The 16,370-nt window shown below is 72.8% G+C and carries 14 protein-coding genes; 7 read left to right on the forward strand and 7 right to left on the reverse strand.

What is annotated here, in order from left to right; all coding sequences use genetic code 11:
• Positions 1-10: 10 nt before the first annotated feature.
• The 5 genes from ACWDYF_RS04030 to ACWDYF_RS04050 form a co-directional block, all read right to left on the reverse strand.
• Positions 11-1,102: a PhoH family protein gene (locus ACWDYF_RS04030; RefSeq protein WP_078509943.1), complete on the reverse strand. Its 1,092-nt coding sequence runs from the start codon at positions 1,100-1,102 to the stop codon at positions 11-13.
• A 161-nt stretch (positions 1,103-1,263) separates the two neighbouring features.
• Positions 1,264-2,601, reverse strand: coding sequence for an MFS transporter (locus ACWDYF_RS04035; protein ID WP_389467275.1), 1,338 nt, complete (start codon positions 2,599-2,601; stop codon positions 1,264-1,266).
• Complete coding sequence (locus ACWDYF_RS04040) at positions 2,598-3,929, reverse strand: GH1 family beta-glucosidase (RefSeq protein WP_389467271.1); 1,332 nt, start codon at positions 3,927-3,929, stop codon at positions 2,598-2,600. The genes ACWDYF_RS04035 and ACWDYF_RS04040 overlap by 4 nt, the downstream gene beginning before the upstream one ends.
• A gap of 70 nt (positions 3,930-3,999) precedes the next feature.
• A complete protein-coding gene (locus ACWDYF_RS04045; RefSeq protein ID WP_018570748.1) occupies positions 4,000-4,266 on the reverse strand; it encodes a protealysin inhibitor emfourin in 267 nt (88 codons plus the stop codon).
• 21 nt (positions 4,267-4,287) lie between these two features.
• A complete protein-coding gene (locus tag ACWDYF_RS04050; RefSeq protein ID WP_381743239.1) occupies positions 4,288-5,358 on the reverse strand; it encodes a M4 family metallopeptidase in 1,071 nt (356 codons plus the stop codon).
• Between the two features lie 368 nt (positions 5,359-5,726).
• Between ACWDYF_RS04050 and leuA the strand changes: the two genes are divergently transcribed.
• A complete protein-coding gene (gene leuA / locus ACWDYF_RS04055; RefSeq protein WP_381743241.1) occupies positions 5,727-7,448 on the forward strand; it encodes a 2-isopropylmalate synthase in 1,722 nt (573 codons plus the stop codon).
• A gap of 182 nt (positions 7,449-7,630) precedes the next feature.
• Positions 7,631-8,332, forward strand: a complete 702-nt coding sequence (locus ACWDYF_RS04060) for a TerB family tellurite resistance protein (RefSeq protein WP_026253023.1) — start codon at positions 7,631-7,633, stop codon at positions 8,330-8,332.
• A gap of 513 nt (positions 8,333-8,845) precedes the next feature.
• Here ACWDYF_RS04060 and ACWDYF_RS04065 read toward each other — a convergent pair.
• Positions 8,846-9,766, reverse strand: coding sequence for a dihydrodipicolinate synthase family protein (locus ACWDYF_RS04065; protein WP_389467265.1), 921 nt, complete (start codon positions 9,764-9,766; stop codon positions 8,846-8,848).
• Positions 9,767-9,863: 97 nt separating this feature from the next.
• Positions 9,864-10,406, reverse strand: a complete 543-nt coding sequence (locus ACWDYF_RS04070) for a GNAT family N-acetyltransferase (RefSeq protein WP_037893154.1) — start codon at positions 10,404-10,406, stop codon at positions 9,864-9,866.
• A gap of 326 nt (positions 10,407-10,732) precedes the next feature.
• On the opposite strand from ACWDYF_RS04070, the gene ACWDYF_RS04075 reads away from it, so the two are divergent.
• The 5 genes from ACWDYF_RS04075 (at position 10,733) to ACWDYF_RS04095 (ending at position 16,301) form a co-directional block, all read left to right on the forward strand.
• Positions 10,733-11,482 (forward strand): SCO2525 family SAM-dependent methyltransferase, encoded by a 750-nt coding sequence (locus ACWDYF_RS04075; protein WP_389467262.1) that lies wholly within the window; start codon positions 10,733-10,735, stop codon positions 11,480-11,482.
• Positions 11,483-11,564: 82 nt separating this feature from the next.
• Entirely contained in the window at positions 11,565-13,409 is a 1,845-nt protein-coding gene (locus ACWDYF_RS04080) for an SCO2524 family protein (RefSeq protein ID WP_381743244.1), read from the forward strand.
• A 3-nt stretch (positions 13,410-13,412) separates the two neighbouring features.
• Positions 13,413-14,330 (forward strand): SCO2523 family variant P-loop protein, encoded by a 918-nt coding sequence (locus tag ACWDYF_RS04085; RefSeq protein WP_381743246.1) that lies wholly within the window; start codon positions 13,413-13,415, stop codon positions 14,328-14,330.
• On the forward strand, positions 14,327-15,292 hold the full coding sequence (locus ACWDYF_RS04090; protein ID WP_381743248.1) for an SCO2522 family protein: 966 nt from the start codon (positions 14,327-14,329) through the stop codon (positions 15,290-15,292). The genes ACWDYF_RS04085 and ACWDYF_RS04090 overlap by 4 nt, the downstream gene beginning before the upstream one ends.
• A gap of 1 nt (position 15,293) precedes the next feature.
• Positions 15,294-16,301, forward strand: a complete 1,008-nt coding sequence (locus ACWDYF_RS04095; RefSeq protein WP_381743250.1) for an SCO2521 family protein — start codon at positions 15,294-15,296, stop codon at positions 16,299-16,301.
• The last annotated feature ends 69 nt before the right edge of the window (positions 16,302-16,370 follow it).

Genomic DNA, 16,370 nt, shown 5'->3' on the forward strand with positions numbered 1-16,370 from the left:
TCGTGCTGGTCTACTTCCCCTTGTGCCCGTGGCCGTGTCCGGCGGCGGACCGGGAACGGCCGCCCTTGGACACGCCCCCGTTCTCGGTGCCGTGCGTGCTGTCGTACTTCTCGTACGCGTCGACGATACGGCCCACCAGCTTGTGCCGTACGACGTCCTGCGACGACAGCCGGGAGAAGTGGACGTCCTCGACGCCCTCCAGGATGTCCTGCACCTGCCGCAGACCCGACTTGGTCCCGCTCGGCAGGTCCACCTGGGTGACGTCACCCGTGATCACGATCTTCGAGTCGAAGCCGAGCCGGGTGAGGAACATCTTCATCTGCTCGGGGCTGGTGTTCTGCGCCTCGTCCAGGATGATGAAGGCGTCGTTCAGGGTCCTGCCGCGCATGTACGCCAGCGGAGCCACCTCGATCGTGCCCGCGGCCATCAGGCGGGGGATCGAGTCCGGGTCGATCATGTCGTGCAGCGCGTCGTAGAGCGGGCGCAGATAGGGGTCGATCTTCTCGTAGAGCGTGCCCGGCAGGAAGCCGAGGCGCTCGCCGGCCTCGACCGCGGGGCGGGTCAGGATGATGCGGTTGACCTGCTTGGACTGGAGGGCCTGCACCGCCTTGGCCATCGCCAGGTAGGTCTTGCCGGTACCGGCCGGGCCGATGCCGAAGACGATGGTGTGCTTGTCGATGGCGTCGACGTAGCGCTTCTGGTTGAGCGTCTTGGGGCGGATGGTGCGCCCGCGCGAGGACAGGATGTTCTGCGTCAGCACCTCGGCCGGGGTCTCCTGGCCGTCGCCCTCGCCGTTCCCGCTCGCCTTGAGCATGGCGATCGAGCGTTCCACTGCGTCCTCCGTCATCGGCTGCCCGGTGCGGAGCACGAGCATCATCTCGTCGAACACGCGCTGTATCAGGGCCACGTCCGCCGTGTCGCCCACCGCGCTGATCTCATTGCCCCGGACGTGGATGTCGGCCCCCGGGAAGGCCTTCTCGATCACGCGCAGGAGGGAGTCGCCGGAACCCAGCACGGTCACCATGGGGTGCTGGGCGGGGACGGTGAACTGTGCTCTCGCCTGCCCCTGCGCGGGGGTCTTGGCTGCGGGTGTCTGAGTCATGGGCCGGCGCTCGACGCCTGCTTTTCCTCCTCGTCACGGCCGCACAGCTGACGGCGGCCTCGCGCTTCCCAGGGTACGACGGGGGAGCGACAAGCCCGTAGGGCTTTTCCTCGGCCGACGGCCCGGATCAGTCCACGCCCCGGATCAGTCCACGCCCCGGATCAGTCCACGCCCCGGATCCGGCCCACCAGGACCGCCCCGGCCAGCCCGATCGCGGCCGCGACCAGGTAGAGGACGCGGTAGCCGCCGAGGTACGTCACGATCGGCGCGGCCAGCGCCGGGGCCGCGACCTGGGGGAGGGCGTTGGCGACGTTGATGACGCCGAGGTCCTTGCCGCGGTCCAGGGCGGTGGGCAGCACATCGGTCATCAGGGCGAAGTCGACCGAGGTGAAGACGCCGAAGCCGACGCCGAGGACGGCCGCCGCCACGAGCGCGCCCGGCCAGGTCTGCCACGCCGCCAGCGCGGCCGTGGCCACCGCCATGAGCACGCCCGACCAGACCACGAACGGCTTGCGGCGCCCGGTCCGGTCCGACCACACCCCGCCCGCCACCACCGTGGCCAGCAGGGTGATCCCGTTCACCGCCGTCAGGACCAGGACGCCCCGCTCGGGATCGGCGTAGCCGACGCGGTCGCGCAGGTAGTAGAGGAGGTAGAGCAGCACCAGGGAGTTGCTGAGGTTGATCAGGAAGCGGGTCAGCCAGGCCCAGCCGAGGTCCGGGTGGCGGCGCGGGCTGAGCAGGAAGCCGCCCCAGAAGCCCCGCCAGGACCAGGGCGGGCGGCGCGCCGCCGGGAGCCGCAGGTCCCGGAAGCCAAGGAGATACGGCAGCACGCCCACCGCCGTGAACACCGCGCAGGCCGCGTACCCGGCCCCGGTGCCCCCGGCCAGCGTCGCGAGGCCCGTCCCGCCGACCACCCCGAGGATCTGCGCCGCCCCCAGCCAGCCGCCCACCGCTCCGCGCTGCGCGCGCGGCACCCGGTCCGGCACGGCCGCCGTCACCGCCGCGAAAGCCGCGTTCAGCGTGAGCTGGACCACGCACCAGCCGGCCGTCATCGCGGCCACGCCGTGCGCGCCCGCCAGCAGCAGCAGCGACAGCGCGCCGCCCGCCGCCCCGGCCGCGATCCACGGCGAGCGGCGGCCCCAGCGGGCCGTCGTCCGGTCCGACAGCGCCCCGAACAGCGGGTTGGCCACCAGCGACACCACCGCCCCGGCGCCCGTCACCCAGGCCAGCAGCGATTCCTTGGACAGGCCGGTGCCGGGCGCGAAGTCCCGCGCCTGGGCGGCGAGCAGGATCTGGAGCGGCCCGTACCAGCCCACCCAGATCGCCCCGTTGGCCAGCGAGAGCGCGGCCGTCCAGCCCCGCCCGACCGGCCGGACGGGTTCGGCGAGCGGGTCGGGCCCGGCGGGCGGCGCGGGCCCGCCCGGGTCCGCGGACGGGCCCTCCGGATCCGGTGGACCCGATGGACCCGGTGTGTGCGGCGGCCGGCGGGGGCGGGTCATCTCTGGGCGCTGAGCAGGCCGCGGTACCAGTGGTAGGAGGACTTCGGGGTGCGTTCCAGGGTCGCGTAGTCGACGTGGACGAGGCCGAAGCGCCGGGCGTAGCCCTCCGCCCACTCCCAGTTGTCCAGCAGGGACCACACGAAGTAGCCGCGTACGTCCACGCCCGCCGCCATCGCCCGGTGCAGGGCCCGCAGATGGGCGTCCAGGTAGGCGATGCGCTCCTGGTCGTCCAGGCCCTCGTAGGAGCAGCCGTTCTCGGTGATGACGAGCGGCGGGAGGCGGTCGCGGTAGCGCTCGCGGAAGCCGGTCAGCAGCTCGGTCAGGCCCTCGGGGACCACCGGCCAGCCGAAGTCGGTGACCGGGCGGTCCTCGATCTGACGGACGGTGAAGGGCAGTCCGGCGGGCAGCGCGATCCCGCCGACCTCCACGTCGGTGCCCTGCGGGGCGCCCACCCGGGCCGGGGCGTAGTAGTTGACGCCGTACCAGTCCAGCGGCTCCGCGATCACTTCGAGGTCGGCCTCGACGTCGCCGGGCATCAGCTCGCCGACGCCCTCCGGGTAGCGGCCCAGCAGCAGCGGCTCGGCGAACAGGCGGTTGAGCAGCATGTCGTAGAAGTCCGCCGCCTCCACGTCCGCGGCCTCGCGCGAGGCGGGCCAGGTCGGGGCGTGCGAGTTGGCGATGCCGATGTCCGAGGCCCCGGCCGCGCGCAGCGCCCGTACGGCCAGACCGTGCGCGAGGAGCTGGTGGTGGGCGGCGGGCAGGGCGTCGAACAGGAGCTGCCTGCCCGGCGCGTGGACGCCCAGCGCGTGGCCGAGGAGGGTGTGTTCGGCGGGTTCGTTGAGGGTGATCCACTTGCCGACGCGGTCGCCGAGGCGCTCGGCGACCACCGTCACGTACTCCGCGAAGCGCTCCGCCGTGTCGCGCTCCAGCCAGTCCAGACCGGCCGGCAGGTCCCAGTGGAAGAGCGTCGGGACGGGGCGCACCCCGGCCGCGCACAGCTCGTCGACGAGCCGGTCGTAGAAGCCGAGGCCGCCGGGGGAGTTCACCCGGGGCCAGGACACCGAGAAGCGGTAGGCGCCGACGCCGAGCCCGGCCAGCAGGGCGACGTCCTCGGTGTGCCGGTGGTAGTGGTCGCAGGCCACCGCCGCCGTGGAGCCGTCCTTGATCCGGCCGGCCTCGGCGGAGAACACGTCCCACACGGACGGCTCCCGGGCGTCCGCCGCTCCCTCGATCTGGTGCGCCGAGGTGGACACCCCCCACAGGAAGCCGTCCGGGAACCGGGGGAGCGGTCCGGCCGAGGTGCCTGGGGTGCCTGCGTCAGTCGCCATGCGCGGATCATCCGTACCGGCGGTAACGGAAGTCAACGCCCGTGCACGGAAAGGGCTTGCGGGCCCCCGGCTACGCGCCTTCCTTCAGGACTCTGGTGATCAGCTCGCGCTGGTCGTCGGTGAGCCGCGGGTCGGCGGCGTGGACCGTGTGGCCGTCGACCGTGATCTCGTAGTGGAAGCCGTCCGGGACCCCGGCGGGCGGGGTGCCCTGGCTCGCGGCGAGGGCCTTCTCGGCCAGGGACCGCCACTCGGGGGCATCGGGCCGCTGCGAGGTGTCCACCTCGGCGTGCCGCTCGATGCCCGCGAAGCCGCCCGTGCGCCGTACCTGAATACGCATGGGTCAGTGTCTAGTACGGATTCAGAGCGTCCGCACCCCCACCTGCTCCCAGCCCTTCTGGACGGCCTGGAGCACGTCCCCCGCGCCGTACCGCTCGCGGGCGGTCTGCACGGTGAGGGTGGCGAAGGCCGCGAAGTCCGCGTCCTCCTTGAGCTTGCCGCCGGTCAGCGCGTCGTACCAGACCTGTCCTGCCTTCTCCCAGGCGTGCCCGCCGAGCGCGGTGGCGACCAGGTAGAAGGCGTGGTTGGGGATGCCGGAGTTGATGTGCACGCCGCCGTTGTCGCTGCCGGTGTGGACGTAGTCGTCCATGGTGGCGGGCTGCGGGTCCTTGCCGAGCACGTCGTCGTCGTAGGCGGTGCCGGGCGCCTTCATGGAGCGCAGCGCGGTGCCGGTGACGCGCGGGGCGAGCAGCCCGGCGCCGATCAGCCAGTCGGCCTCGCTCGCGCTCTGCCCGAGCGTGTACTGCTTGATCAGCGAGCCGAAGACGTCGGAGACCGACTCGTTGAGCGCGCCGGACTGGCCGAAGTAGGCGAGGTTGGCGGTGTGCTGGGTGACGCCGTGGGTCAGCTCGTGGCCGATGACGTCGACCGGGATGGTGAAGTCGAGGAAGATCTCGCCGTCGCCGTCGCCGAACACCATCTGCTCGCCGTTCCAGAAGGCGTTGTTGTACTTCTCGTCGTAGTGCACGGTCGCGTCCAGCGGCAGGCCGCTGCCGTCGATGGAGTCGCGGCCGTACGCCTTCAGATACAGCTCGAAGGTGGCGCCGAGGCCGGAGTAGGCGCGGTTGACGGTGGCGTCCTTGCCGGGCTGCTGGCCCTCGCCGCGGACCTTGGTGCCGGGCAGGTCGGTGCGGTGGCGGGCGTCGTAGACGGTGCGGTGCGGCTGCTCGGCCTGCTTGCCGGCGGGCGGGGCGACGGCGGTGGCGCCGACGACGGTGGTCAGGCGCCTGCGGGTGCGTTCCATGGCGTCGCGCTGGAGGCTGCGGCGGGCCGGGCCGGACAGCGCGGGGTCCTCGTTCCGGGCGAGCCGGTCGAGGAGGTGGGGCGGCACGATGGTGCAGAAGACGGGCTCTTGGCCCCCGTGGGTGGTCATACGTCGACCATCGCACTGCGTGATGTCAAAGTCACTACCTGCAACCTTGATTGGTGAAAAATCGGGGCAAGGCGTTCCTTCGGTGGTCGCGAAGGGTAGGGATGGCTGCGCGGTGTGACGACGCGCACTCTTTGTACCTTTTACTCCCTTTCGCGGGCCTCGTTTCGCATACTGGACGGGTCCACACATCCGACGCGGCTCGGCTAGGCTGCACAGCACCATGCGTTTCGGGCTGCTTCTCCTTAGCTGCCGCGGCGAGGGCCTGTAGTCGAGGCCGACCCCCTCCCCGCGGAGTCTGGCGTTGCGCCGTCGGCCGCCCCACCGGCCTCCGCGTCACCCGCGGACCTCCCGAGGAGCCCCACGCCACCATGGTCAACCGCCAGCAGTCCAGTTCCATGCCGGTCCGCAAGTACGGCCAGTACGAGCAGGTCGACATCCCCGACCGCACCTGGCCCGAGCAGCGCATCACCGCCGCCCCCCGCTGGCTCTCCACCGATCTGCGCGACGGCAACCAGGCCCTGATCGACCCGATGTCGCCCGCCCGCAAGCGCGCCATGTTCGACCTGCTGGTCAAGCTGGGCTACAAGGAGATCGAGGTCGGCTTCCCGGCCTCCGGCCAGACCGACTTCGACTTCGTGCGCTCCATCATCGAGGAAGAGGGCGCGATCCCGGACGACGTCACGATCTCCGTACTGACCCAGGCCCGCGAGGACCTGATCGAGCGGACCGTGGAGTCCCTGAAGGGCGCCCGGCGGGCCACCGTCCACCTGTACAACGCCACCGCGCCGGTCTTCCGCCGGGTCGTCTTCCGCGGTTCCAGGGACGACATCAAGCAGATCGCCGTCGACGGCACCCGTCTGGTGATGGAGTACGCCGAGAAGCTGCTCGGCCCGGAGACGGAATTCGGGTACCAGTACAGCCCCGAGATCTTCACCGACACCGAGCTGGACTTCGCGCTGGAGGTCTGCGAGGCGGTGATGGACGTCTACCAGCCGGGACCGGGCCGCGAGATCATCCTCAACCTGCCGGCCACCGTGGAGCGTTCGGCACCCTCCACGCACGCGGACCGCTTCGAGTGGATGCACCGCAACCTCTCCCGGCGCGAGCACGTCTGCCTGTCCGTCCACCCGCACAACGACCGCGGCACGGCGGTGGCCGCGGCCGAGCTGGCGGTCATGGCCGGCGCCGACCGCGTCGAGGGCTGCCTGTTCGGCCAGGGCGAGCGCACCGGCAACGTCGACCTGGTCACTCTGGGCATGAACCTGTTCTCACAGGGCGTCGACCCGCAGATCGACTTCTCCGACATCGACGAGATCCGCCGTACGTGGGAGTACTGCAACCAGATGGAGGTCCACCCGCGCCACCCGTACGTGGGCGACCTGGTCTACACGTCCTTCTCCGGCTCCCACCAGGACGCCATCAAGAAGGGCTTCGACGCCATGGAGGCCGACGCGCGGGCCAAGGGCGTCACGGTCGACGACATCGAGTGGGCGGTGCCCTACCTGCCGATCGACCCGAAGGACGTCGGCCGCTCCTACGAGGCGGTCATCCGCGTCAACTCGCAGTCCGGCAAGGGCGGTATCGCCTACGTCCTGAAGAACGACCACAAGCTGGACCTGCCCCGCCGGATGCAGATCGAGTTCTCGAAGATCATCCAGGCGAAGACCGACGCGGAGGGCGGCGAGGTCACGCCGAAGGAGATCTGGTCCGTCTTCCAGGACGAGTACCTGCCCAACCCGGACAACCCCTGGGGCCGCATCCAGGTCAAGACCGGCCAGTCGACCACCGACACCGACGGCGTGGACAGCCTCACGGTGGAGGCCGAGGTGGACGGCGAGGACACCGTGCTGACCGGGTCCGGCAACGGCCCGATCTCCGCGTTCTTCGACGCCCTCCAGTCCATCGGCATCGACGTGCGCCTGCTGGACTACCAGGAGCACACGATGAGCGAGGGCGCCTCCGCGCAGGCCGCCTCCTACATCGAATGCGCGATCGAGGACAAGGTCCTGTGGGGGATCGGCATCGACGCGAACACGACACGTGCGTCGCTGAAGGCGGTCGTCTCCGCCGTCAACCGAGCCGCCCGCTGACCACCCTGACCGGCGTTTTCCCGGCCCCGGCCGCCCATCGAGGCAGCCGGGGCCTGGATTTTTGCCGTCGTTTACCGGCCAGGTCACGGAAAGGTCTCGTCCCGGGTACTGACTCAGCCTCACCGATGTGGCTAACATCACGCCCACGTGGCGATGTTGCCGCGTGGTTACGGAGGTGCGACGTGCTGCCAGTACGGGGACGAAACGGCCGTGCCGTCAGGCTTGCCCGCATACTGGGCACCCGTACCGCCTGGACGCCCGTGGGCGACGGCGAGTTCTTCTGCCCCGGCTGCGGCGGTGACCGCAACTACCAGCGGCTCACCGGCCGGCGCCGGTTCACCGTCCTCGGGGTGCCGCTGCTGCCGCGCGGCGCGGCCGGACCGGTCGTGGAGTGCGCCGCCTGCACCGGCCGCTTCGGCACGGACGCCCTGGACCACCCGACCACCACCCGCTTCTCCGCGATGCTGCGCGACGCCGTGCACACCGTCGCCCTCGCGGTGCTCTCCGCGGGCGGCACCTCCTCGCGTACGGTCCTGGAGACGGCCGCCGCCGCCGTGCGCGCCGCCGGTTTCGCCGAGTGCACCGAGGAGCAGCTCGCCGCCCTGGTCGACGCGCTGGCCGCGGACACCGGGCGGGTCTACGAGGACCAGCCGTGCGCCCCCGGGCTGACCATAGAGCTGCACGAGGCCCTGGACCCGCTGGCCCCGCACCTCGCCCCGGCGGGCCGCGAGGCGGTCCTGCTCCAGGCCGCCCGCATCGCCCTGGCCGACGGCCCCTACACCCCCGCCGAACGCGACGTCCTCGCCACGGTCGGCGCGGCCCTCACCATCTGCGCGGACGACATCGGCCGCCTGCTGGCAGCGGCGGCCCGCACACCGTCCTGACGGCCGCTGTCCGGCGGTGTCCGAATCCCGCCCCGCCCCCCTCCCGGCACGCCCTGCTCGCCGTCCGGCCCCGGCAGGATCCGGATGCCGCCCCGAACCGGCCTCCGGCAGGTCCCGGGCGCTGTTCCGAGCGGCACCCGCCAGGATCCGGAGGCCGTCCCGGCCATGAGGCCCCTGCCGGGGGTCCGGATGCTGTCCCGGTTGGCTTCCGGCAGGGTCCGGGCGCTGTTCCGAACCGGTCCCCGGTGGGTCCGGGTGCTGTCCCGGCCGCTGCCCTCGGCAGGACTCGGGCGCCGTCCTGACCGGCACCGGCAGGTCCCGGATGCCGGCCCGGCCCCCGGGCCCCGGCGGAGTCCGAATGCCGTCCCGGCCACCGGCCCCGGGCGGGACCCGCACGCCGTCCCGACGGGCCCCCGGCAGGGCCCGGACGCGGCTCCAGCCACCGGCCCCGGCCCCTGGCCCCCCTGCCAGGACCCGAACACCGTCCGCCCCGCCCCCCCGCCGACCCGGGCCCTACAGCAGCCCCGCCGCCGCGAGGTGGTCGCGTACGTGTGCCACCTCCCGTTCCGTCAGCGGGAGCTGTGGCCCTGCGGTGGCCGGGCAGTCGATGATTCCGCGCAGGTGCAGGGCCGCCTTCAACGCGCCGGGCGCCGCGGGTCCCGGGCCGCCGGTCCGGGTGAGGGCGAACAGCGCGCCCAGCCGCTCCTGCTCGGCCCGTGCGCCCTGCGCGTCACCGGCGCGCGCGAGGCGGTAGAGGCGTACGAAACCGTGCGGGTCGACATTGGCGAGCCCCGGCACCGCGCCGTCGGCGCCCAGCGCCAGCGCCACGTCGACCAGCCGCTCGGAGCCGGTCAGCACGCTGAACCCGGCCGTACGGGAATCCGCGCGCACCCCGGCGGCGACCTCCCGGAAGCCGTCCAGCTCCCCGCTGGAGTCCTTCAGCCCGGCCAGCACCCCTTCCCCGGCCAGCTCCAGCACGAGAGCGGTGGGCAGCTTGGTGCGCACCGCGGCGGGGATGTCGTAGGCCAGCACCGGGACCGGGCTCGCGGCGGCGACGCGGCGGTAGTGGCGGGCGACCTCCGCCGGGCGGACGGCCGCGTAGAAGGGCGCGGTCACCACCACGGCCCGCGCGCCCGCCGCCGCGACCGCGGCCACCTGGTCGAGCACCCGCGCCGTGGTCATGTCGACCGCGCCCGCCAGCACCGGCAGCCCCGCCCCCACGTGCCCGGCGACCGCCTCCACCACCTGCCTGCGCTGCCGGTCCGTCAGGAACGCCGCCTCCGAGGCCGTCCCGAGCACGAACAGCCCGTGCACCCCGCCCGCCACCAGATGGTCGACCAGCCGCAGCAGCGACCCCACGTCCACCTCGCCCTCCGGCGTCAGCGGCGTGCACACGGGCGGGACGACACCGGTCAGCGGCACGGGGAAGGTCATACGGGCTCCCGGGAGCGGCGGCGGTCGACGGCAACTGCCTCGTATGGTCGCCGCGCCGTCACGCGTGGGACGGGAGCGCCGCGCCCGGCCGGGCCGCTCAGCGGCCCCGGGTGAGGTCGAGGCGCAGTATCCGCCGGTGCATCCCGGGGCCGAAGTAGTCCGGGCGCAGGCCCCCGTCGGGTTCCTCGGGATCGAAGCCCAGCGAGCGGTAGAGGAGTATCGCGGCCCGGTTGGTGGGCTCGACGGTGAGCCGGACCTGCTCGATCCCGGCGCGGCGCAGCCGGTCCAGGACCGCCGTCATCAGCTCCCGGCCCAGCCCGTTGCGGCGCCGGTCGTGGGTCACGCCCAGGCCGAGGATCCAGCTGTCGCGGCCGAGCGCCGTCGTCCCCGCCAGCACATAGCCGCGCAGCCGGCCCGTCCCGTCGTCCAGGACGAGGAAGTGCTCCGCGTACATGTCGTAGAGCTGGCGCAGCAGAAAACCGGGGTACGCGACCTCTTGGAAGACCTCCGCGTCCAGCCGTTGCAGTTCGGGCAGGTCGGACTCGTGCACCCGGCGCAGGACGAGTGGCAGCGAGGCCGGGAACGGTGCGGTGAGCTGCTCGTGGCGGTCGAGGAAATGCTCCAGCGGTTCGGCGGTCATGCCACCCCCAGTCGGGACATGCGGATGTCAATCCGGCGGAAGCAGGCGCGCTCACCCGAAGGACTGAGGCCCGGATGTGGCGGCCGGCTGCTCGTTCTGCCACAGTGGAGCCTCCAAGTTCCGTACTGCAAGGGCCAGTTGGGGTGTGCGCCCGGATGTGCTGACGTGCGCCGGGGTGCACCGGACGCGTCCCGCGGTGAGGGACCGGCGTGTTCGGGGCGGGTCTACGGTGCGGGGGACGAGGTCCGCCGCCTCGGGCTGCCGGTGTCCAGCGGGCTCGCGCACACGGATCGGCAGGCAGGGAAATGGAACGCGGCAGGGTGACTATGGATCGCAACGCTGACGCCCCGTGGTCGAAGTTCGATCCTGAGGTGTACGTCGACAACAACTACCGCACGCCGCTGGAGGCCGACCTCCACATCGTGCGCCTGCTGCGCGACTACTTCAGCCGCTGCTTCGCCGGGGCCGCGCCCGCCCTCGCGCGGGGCGTCGACGTCGGCGCGGGCGCCAACCTGTACCCCGCGCTGTCCATGCTGCCGTGGTGCGAGAAGGTCCTCCTGCTGGAGTACGCGCCGCCGAACATCGAGTACCTCAAGCGGCAGACCGCCCCCGGGGGCCTGGGCACGGAGTGGGACGCCTTCTGGGACGTGCTCACCGAGGCCCCCGCCTACCGCGGCGTCGACCCGCACAGCCGGGTCGGCGAGATCGTCCGGGTGGAACGGGCCAACCTGTTCGACCTCGACGGGCGGCGCCGCTGGGACATCGGGACGATGTTCTTCGTCGCCGACTCGATGTCCGAGTGCCCCGAGGAGTTCCAGCGGGGCGTGCGCTGCTTCATGGAGGCGCTCGCGGACGGGGCGCCGTTCGCCGTGGCGTTCATGAAGGAGTCGGTCGGCTACCGCGTGGGCGAGCACCGTTATCCGGCCTACCGGGTCAACGAGGAGCGGGCCAGGCAGGCCCTGGAGCCGTTCACCGCCGAGCTGGAGCTCCACGATCTGCACCACGTGGTGCGGCCGGGACACGAGGGCATGATCCTCGCCCTGGGACGGCGCAAAGAGGAGATTGCCGCTCCGTAGGAACGGGGACCATGTCTGGGCGTGAGGGGCGTCGGCACGGGCGACGGCACAGGACAACGGGATCTGTACGAGGGGTACGGGGATGCAGATCAAGCCACGGCAGCATCTGCTGGACATCTGGCGGGCCACGGCCCGGCACTCGTTCGAGGACGGCAAGCTCCTCACGGGCGACACCGACGGGATGAGCAGTGTCGCGGACGCCGAGCGCCTGCTGTGCCTGCTGTATCCCGCCACCGAGGTCCCCGCGTTCCGCGTCGACCAGCCCGACACCACCGAGCGGGACGTCCTGCGCGCCGTGGAGCGGGTCGGCAGCCGCCTGGAGATCCCGCTCAACCTGATCACCGCGCTGACCCAGTTCATGCGCACCCACACCGGAGCCGACGACAGCCCCACCTTCGCCGGCGGCCACTACTTCAAACCGGCCGAGACCGGCGGCGAACTCACCCACGACCAGGCGCAGCTGGGGGTGGTCGACTCCTACTCCATGTCCGTCACGCTCTGCCTGGCCACCCTCGGCTTCCTCAAGGTCTACGAGACCACCACGACCCGCCCCGAGGTCCGCCGGGCCGTCGACGAACTGCGCGACGCCACCAACGCCCGGCTGACCTCCGCGATGATCAGCCTGCTGCGCTCCTTCACGGTCAACGTCTTCGACGCCGAGTCCGAGCAGGGCAAGCGGCTGATCCGGGTCATCGGGCAGAATCGCCAGTCCGACCGGGCCGTCCTCCAGCAGTTCTCCCGCCGCTTCCGGCCGCTGCGCGCCACCATCATCGAGAGCCTCACCCGCGGCATCCAGGTCGACGAGAGCATCCGCGACGAGAGCCAGCTCTTCGAGTGCGGCTGGGCCTGGGGAGTGGTGCGGGACGCGCCGCGCGTCACCGACCTGGACGTCCAGGTCCCCGGCCAGCCCGACGGCATCGCCGACCGGCTGCCCTACGTGTACTTCACCGTGGTCGCGCTCGACGGCATCCAGGACCTGTTCTCCGAGCGCACCCTCACCCTCGGACTGCTCGACGCCGACCAGCAGAAGCTCTCCGAGGCGCTGCGCCTGCGCTGGGAGCTGAGCCAGCAGTACTGGTCCGCCGTCGCCCGCTTCGGCAGCGAGCGCTGGCCCCTGGAGGACCTGCCCTGGCAGACCACCGGCCTGCGGCTGGAGTCCGAGTACTTCTCCCTGACCGTCGCCGCCATCCTCGTCCACGACCTGGTCCGCCGGAAGGCCACCGACGACGACCTGACCCGCACGGTCGCCATCATGGAACGCCTGGCCGACCGCGGCCGGGTCACCAGCCGGATGACCCGCAACGACCCCGCCATCGGCCTGCACCACCCCGGCGTCACCATGCCGCTCGCCGGTTCCGACCGCTCCGGCGGACTGCTCCTGTGGCGGATGACCGACTTCTCCGCCCAGCTCCTCAAACGGATCGTGCAGCTCGCCGAGCTGTCCCGGAACATCGACGCGCAGGACCGCCTGCTGCGGCTGGCCGAACAGACCTTCGAGCACCTGTGGAACCGGCGGATCCAGGACGGCGCGGGCATCGACCTCTGGGACGACGTACGGACCGTCTACCCGGACGCGCGCGGGACGCCCCCGCGCATGTCCTGGAGCATCACCGAGCGCATCGTCGAGTGCCTGGTGGCCGCCCGCAACCTGTACGAGCAGCAGCCCATCCGCAGCCCCGAACTCGCCCAGCTCGCCCGCGAACTGCTCAGCGAGGCCACCCATCTGTTCGGCCAGGAGCAGCTGGAGGCCGCCACCGGCACCGACAGCGGCCGGGGCCGGACCATGCGGAGCATCGAGAGCCGCCTCGAACACGCCCGCAGCCTGCTCGACGACCGGCCCGCCACCGCCTTCGCGCTCGCCCTGCCCGTCCTCCAGGAACTCGACACCCTGGCCCAGGCCAGGGGCGCCGCCACCCAGGAGGTGTGAGCCGTGCTCGTCTTCTCCGCCTCCGACAAGGGAGGCACCGGCCGCTCGGTGACCAGCGCCAACCTGGCCTACCAGCGCGCCCTCAGCGGCGACCACGTGGCCTACGTGGACTTCGACTTCGGCTCGCCGACCGCCGCCGCCGTCTTCGACGTGCCGGGCGCCATGCGCGGCATCAAGGAGCGCGGCCTGCACTCCTACCTGGAGGGCGAGACCGCCGAGCCCGCCAGGATCGACGTCTGGCGGCAGACCGAGCACCCGCTGCTGCGGGCCCGCCCCAACCAGTCCGGCCGGCTGGTCCTGCTGCCCGGCGACGCGGGCGGCGGCGAGTTCGCCACCGGCGAGGAGACCCTGGAGCGGTGCGTCGACCTGCTGCTGCGGCTGAACACCGAGTTCGACGTGATCGTCGTCGACCTCAGCGCGGGCCGCAGCTACGCCGTCGACCTGGCCCTCGCGGCCACCGCCCACCCCAGGATGCGCAACGTCCCCTTCCGCTGGCTGGTCTTCCACCGCTGGACCCGGCAGCACGTGATCGCCGCCTCCGGGCTGGTCCACAAGGAACACGGCATCATCAAGGGCGGTGTCGCGCGCGGCCACGACGAGCAGGCGCTGCGGGCCGCGATCCGCTTCGTACGGGCCGCCGTACCGGATCCGGAGTCGCCGCTGTGGTCGCACGGCTCGTCCGCCCAGGCCGCCTGGATGCAGGCCTGCGACGAGACACTGCGCAGGCTCGCCGCCGAGCACCGCATCGGGGACAGCGTCGTCGTCGGCATCGTCCCGCTGGAACCGATCCTCCAGTGGCGCGAACAGCTCATCACCGAGGAGGACGTGCTCTCCACCCAGATCGCCAACAAGGAGACCCTGGAGGCGCTGGAGGAGCTGGCCCGGCGGCTGACGGACGACACGTACTGGGGGCAGCTGTGACGGAGGCCGTGTTCCGCGAGACCGCGGCCGAGCCGCGCACCCAGGCGGTGCCGCTGTCCCATCTGTCGCTCGAACTGGGCCACCTCTACATGGAGGACTTCGAGGCCGGTCCGAAGCGGCTGCGGGACCACTTCGAGCAGGTGCGGCCCTGGGCGGAGGCGGCCCGCGCCGCCGCGGCGGCCCGCACCGGCGGCCGCCGCCCCCGGATCAGCACCTGCTTCCTCATCGACGACTACTTCACCCGCTTCTCCAGCCCCGCCGAACTCGTCCCGCTGCTGCTCGCCGAGGCCGGACGGGCCGGGCTGGCCGTCGACTACCTGGCCCGCGAGTCCGGCTGCGCCGTCACCGGCGAGGTGCCCGTCGCCCAGACCGTGGCCGCCCGGCTGGTGGAGGAGCCCCCGCCGGGCAGCCACGGCGCCCGGCCGCCCGCCGCGCAGACCGGCTGGCTCGCCAACGGCGAGCGCAGCCCCGCCGCCCGCGCCCCGCAGGCGATGAAGACCGCCGCCGCCTGGCAGCCGCCCCGGGAGACCGCGGCCCGCCGCCACTCCGTCTTCCTCGACGCCGAGCTGTGGAGCGACGACGCCGACGGGCGGCGCACCTGGTCCTGCCCGTTCCTGGCCGCCGTCTGGCAGCTCGGCCGCCTCGGACTGCTGCGCCACGAGGGCGCGCCCGTCTTCGACCCGCACCGGCCGTCCGGCGCGGGCTTCCCCGACGACTGGGACGACCTGCCGCCGCTGCTGCGCCTGAACGAGCGCGCCGACCCGTTCGCCGCCTACCGGACCTGCTCGGTGCTGCCCAGCCGGTTCCTGCCCGTCGAGCACGCCGTGCGGGTGGTCCTCGACCAGACCGACGTGGACCGGGGGGCGCTCGACCAGGTGGCCGAGCGGTCCGCCCGCGAGCGGGTGACCGTCCCGGACTCGGTGGCCGACCGGGTCTCCTACGTCTTCTACGCGGGGCCCTGACATGGCGGACACGCCCCTGGCCGGGACCGGGACCACCGTGCTCGCCTGCGGTGAGGTCCGCACCTGCCTGCTGCCCGCCGGACAGGCCCTCGACATCCGGGCCGCCGACCGGCTCCTCGCACTGCGCGCCGGTGAACGCGTCCTGCTCTCCGAGCGCCCCAACCTCTACGCGCGTTCTCCCGAGACCCTCACCGGCGTCGACTGCCCGCTGCCCAGCGCGGGCGGCGCCGTCCGGGCGGTCGGTACGGTCGCCGCGCGGGCCGCGCTCACCGAGGGCCGCGTCCTCCAGACCTCCGCGTACTTCCGGCTGGCCGCCACCGGCCCCGACCAGCGGCGCCCCTGGGGCCAGTACCTGGTACGGCCCGGTCTGCTGGAGCCGTTCGGGAAGGCACCGCACGAGGCGGTCGCCCGGGGCGTGCTCGACGGCGGACGCCCCGGCGACCTCGACGTCGGCCTGATCGCCGACGCGCTGCTCACCCGGCTGCTGCGCGACCCCCTGCTCGACCAGCGCCCGCCCCTGCGCTCCCGGCCCACCCGGCTGCGCTGGGCGGCCCTGCCCGCCGAGGGGGAGGCCCGGCCTGCCGTCGAGCGGTTCACCCTCGCCGAGGACGAGCTGCGCACCGTACGGCTGCGGGTGCCCGAGGGCACGCCCGCCGCCGACATCGCCGGGCTCTGCGACGACCTGGCCCTGCACGACTGGCTGCTGACCACCTTGGTGCGGCTGCTGGACGGCATCACCCTGGGCGCCCCGGCGGAGCCGGTCCGCGCGAGAGGGGCGGCGCGGGACCGCCCCGGTGTCGTCACCGTGCTGCGGCCCGCCGTCGACCACCTGCTGCACCTGTGGATGCCGCGGGCCCGGGTGGCGGCGGAACTGGCCCCGCTCTGGGACGTCCTGGAGGAGCGGCCCGGCTTCACCCGGCAGTGGCGGGCACAGGTGCAGCGCATCCGCGACCAGCTCGCCCTGCACGCGATCCCCGCGCCGCACCGGGAGGTGGAGCCGGTCCCCTGACCGGACGCCCGCCCGGTCCCCCACGGCACCTCACCGCATCCCGATCCGACGCGTATCCCAACGGGGGGA

Source organism: Streptomyces sp. NPDC003284, assembly GCF_053589675.1.

Excerpts from the sequence above, each read along its gene's own strand:
- ACWDYF_RS04050 (WP_381743239.1), bottom strand. The coding sequence starts at position 5,358 with ATGACCACCCACGGGGGCCAAGAGCCCGTCTTCTGCACCATCGTGCCG.
- ACWDYF_RS04045 (WP_018570748.1), bottom strand. The coding sequence starts at position 4,266 with ATGCGTATTCAGGTACGGCGCACGGGCGGCTTCGCGGGCATCGAGCGG.
- ACWDYF_RS04035 (WP_389467275.1), bottom strand. The coding sequence starts at position 2,601 with ATGACCCGCCCCCGCCGGCCGCCGCACACACCGGGTCCATCGGGTCCA.
- ACWDYF_RS04030 (WP_078509943.1), bottom strand. The coding sequence starts at position 1,102 with ATGACTCAGACACCCGCAGCCAAGACCCCCGCGCAGGGGCAGGCGAGA.
- ACWDYF_RS04040 (WP_389467271.1), bottom strand. The coding sequence starts at position 3,929 with ATGGCGACTGACGCAGGCACCCCAGGCACCTCGGCCGGACCGCTCCCC.
- ACWDYF_RS04095 (WP_381743250.1), top strand. The coding sequence starts at position 15,294 with ATGGCGGACACGCCCCTGGCCGGGACCGGGACCACCGTGCTCGCCTGC.
- ACWDYF_RS04080 (WP_381743244.1), top strand. The coding sequence starts at position 11,565 with ATGCAGATCAAGCCACGGCAGCATCTGCTGGACATCTGGCGGGCCACG.
- ACWDYF_RS04075 (WP_389467262.1), top strand. The coding sequence starts at position 10,733 with ATGGATCGCAACGCTGACGCCCCGTGGTCGAAGTTCGATCCTGAGGTG.
- ACWDYF_RS04065 (WP_389467265.1), bottom strand. The coding sequence starts at position 9,766 with ATGACCTTCCCCGTGCCGCTGACCGGTGTCGTCCCGCCCGTGTGCACG.
- leuA (WP_381743241.1), top strand. The coding sequence starts at position 5,727 with ATGGTCAACCGCCAGCAGTCCAGTTCCATGCCGGTCCGCAAGTACGGC.
- ACWDYF_RS04070 (WP_037893154.1), bottom strand. The coding sequence starts at position 10,406 with ATGACCGCCGAACCGCTGGAGCATTTCCTCGACCGCCACGAGCAGCTC.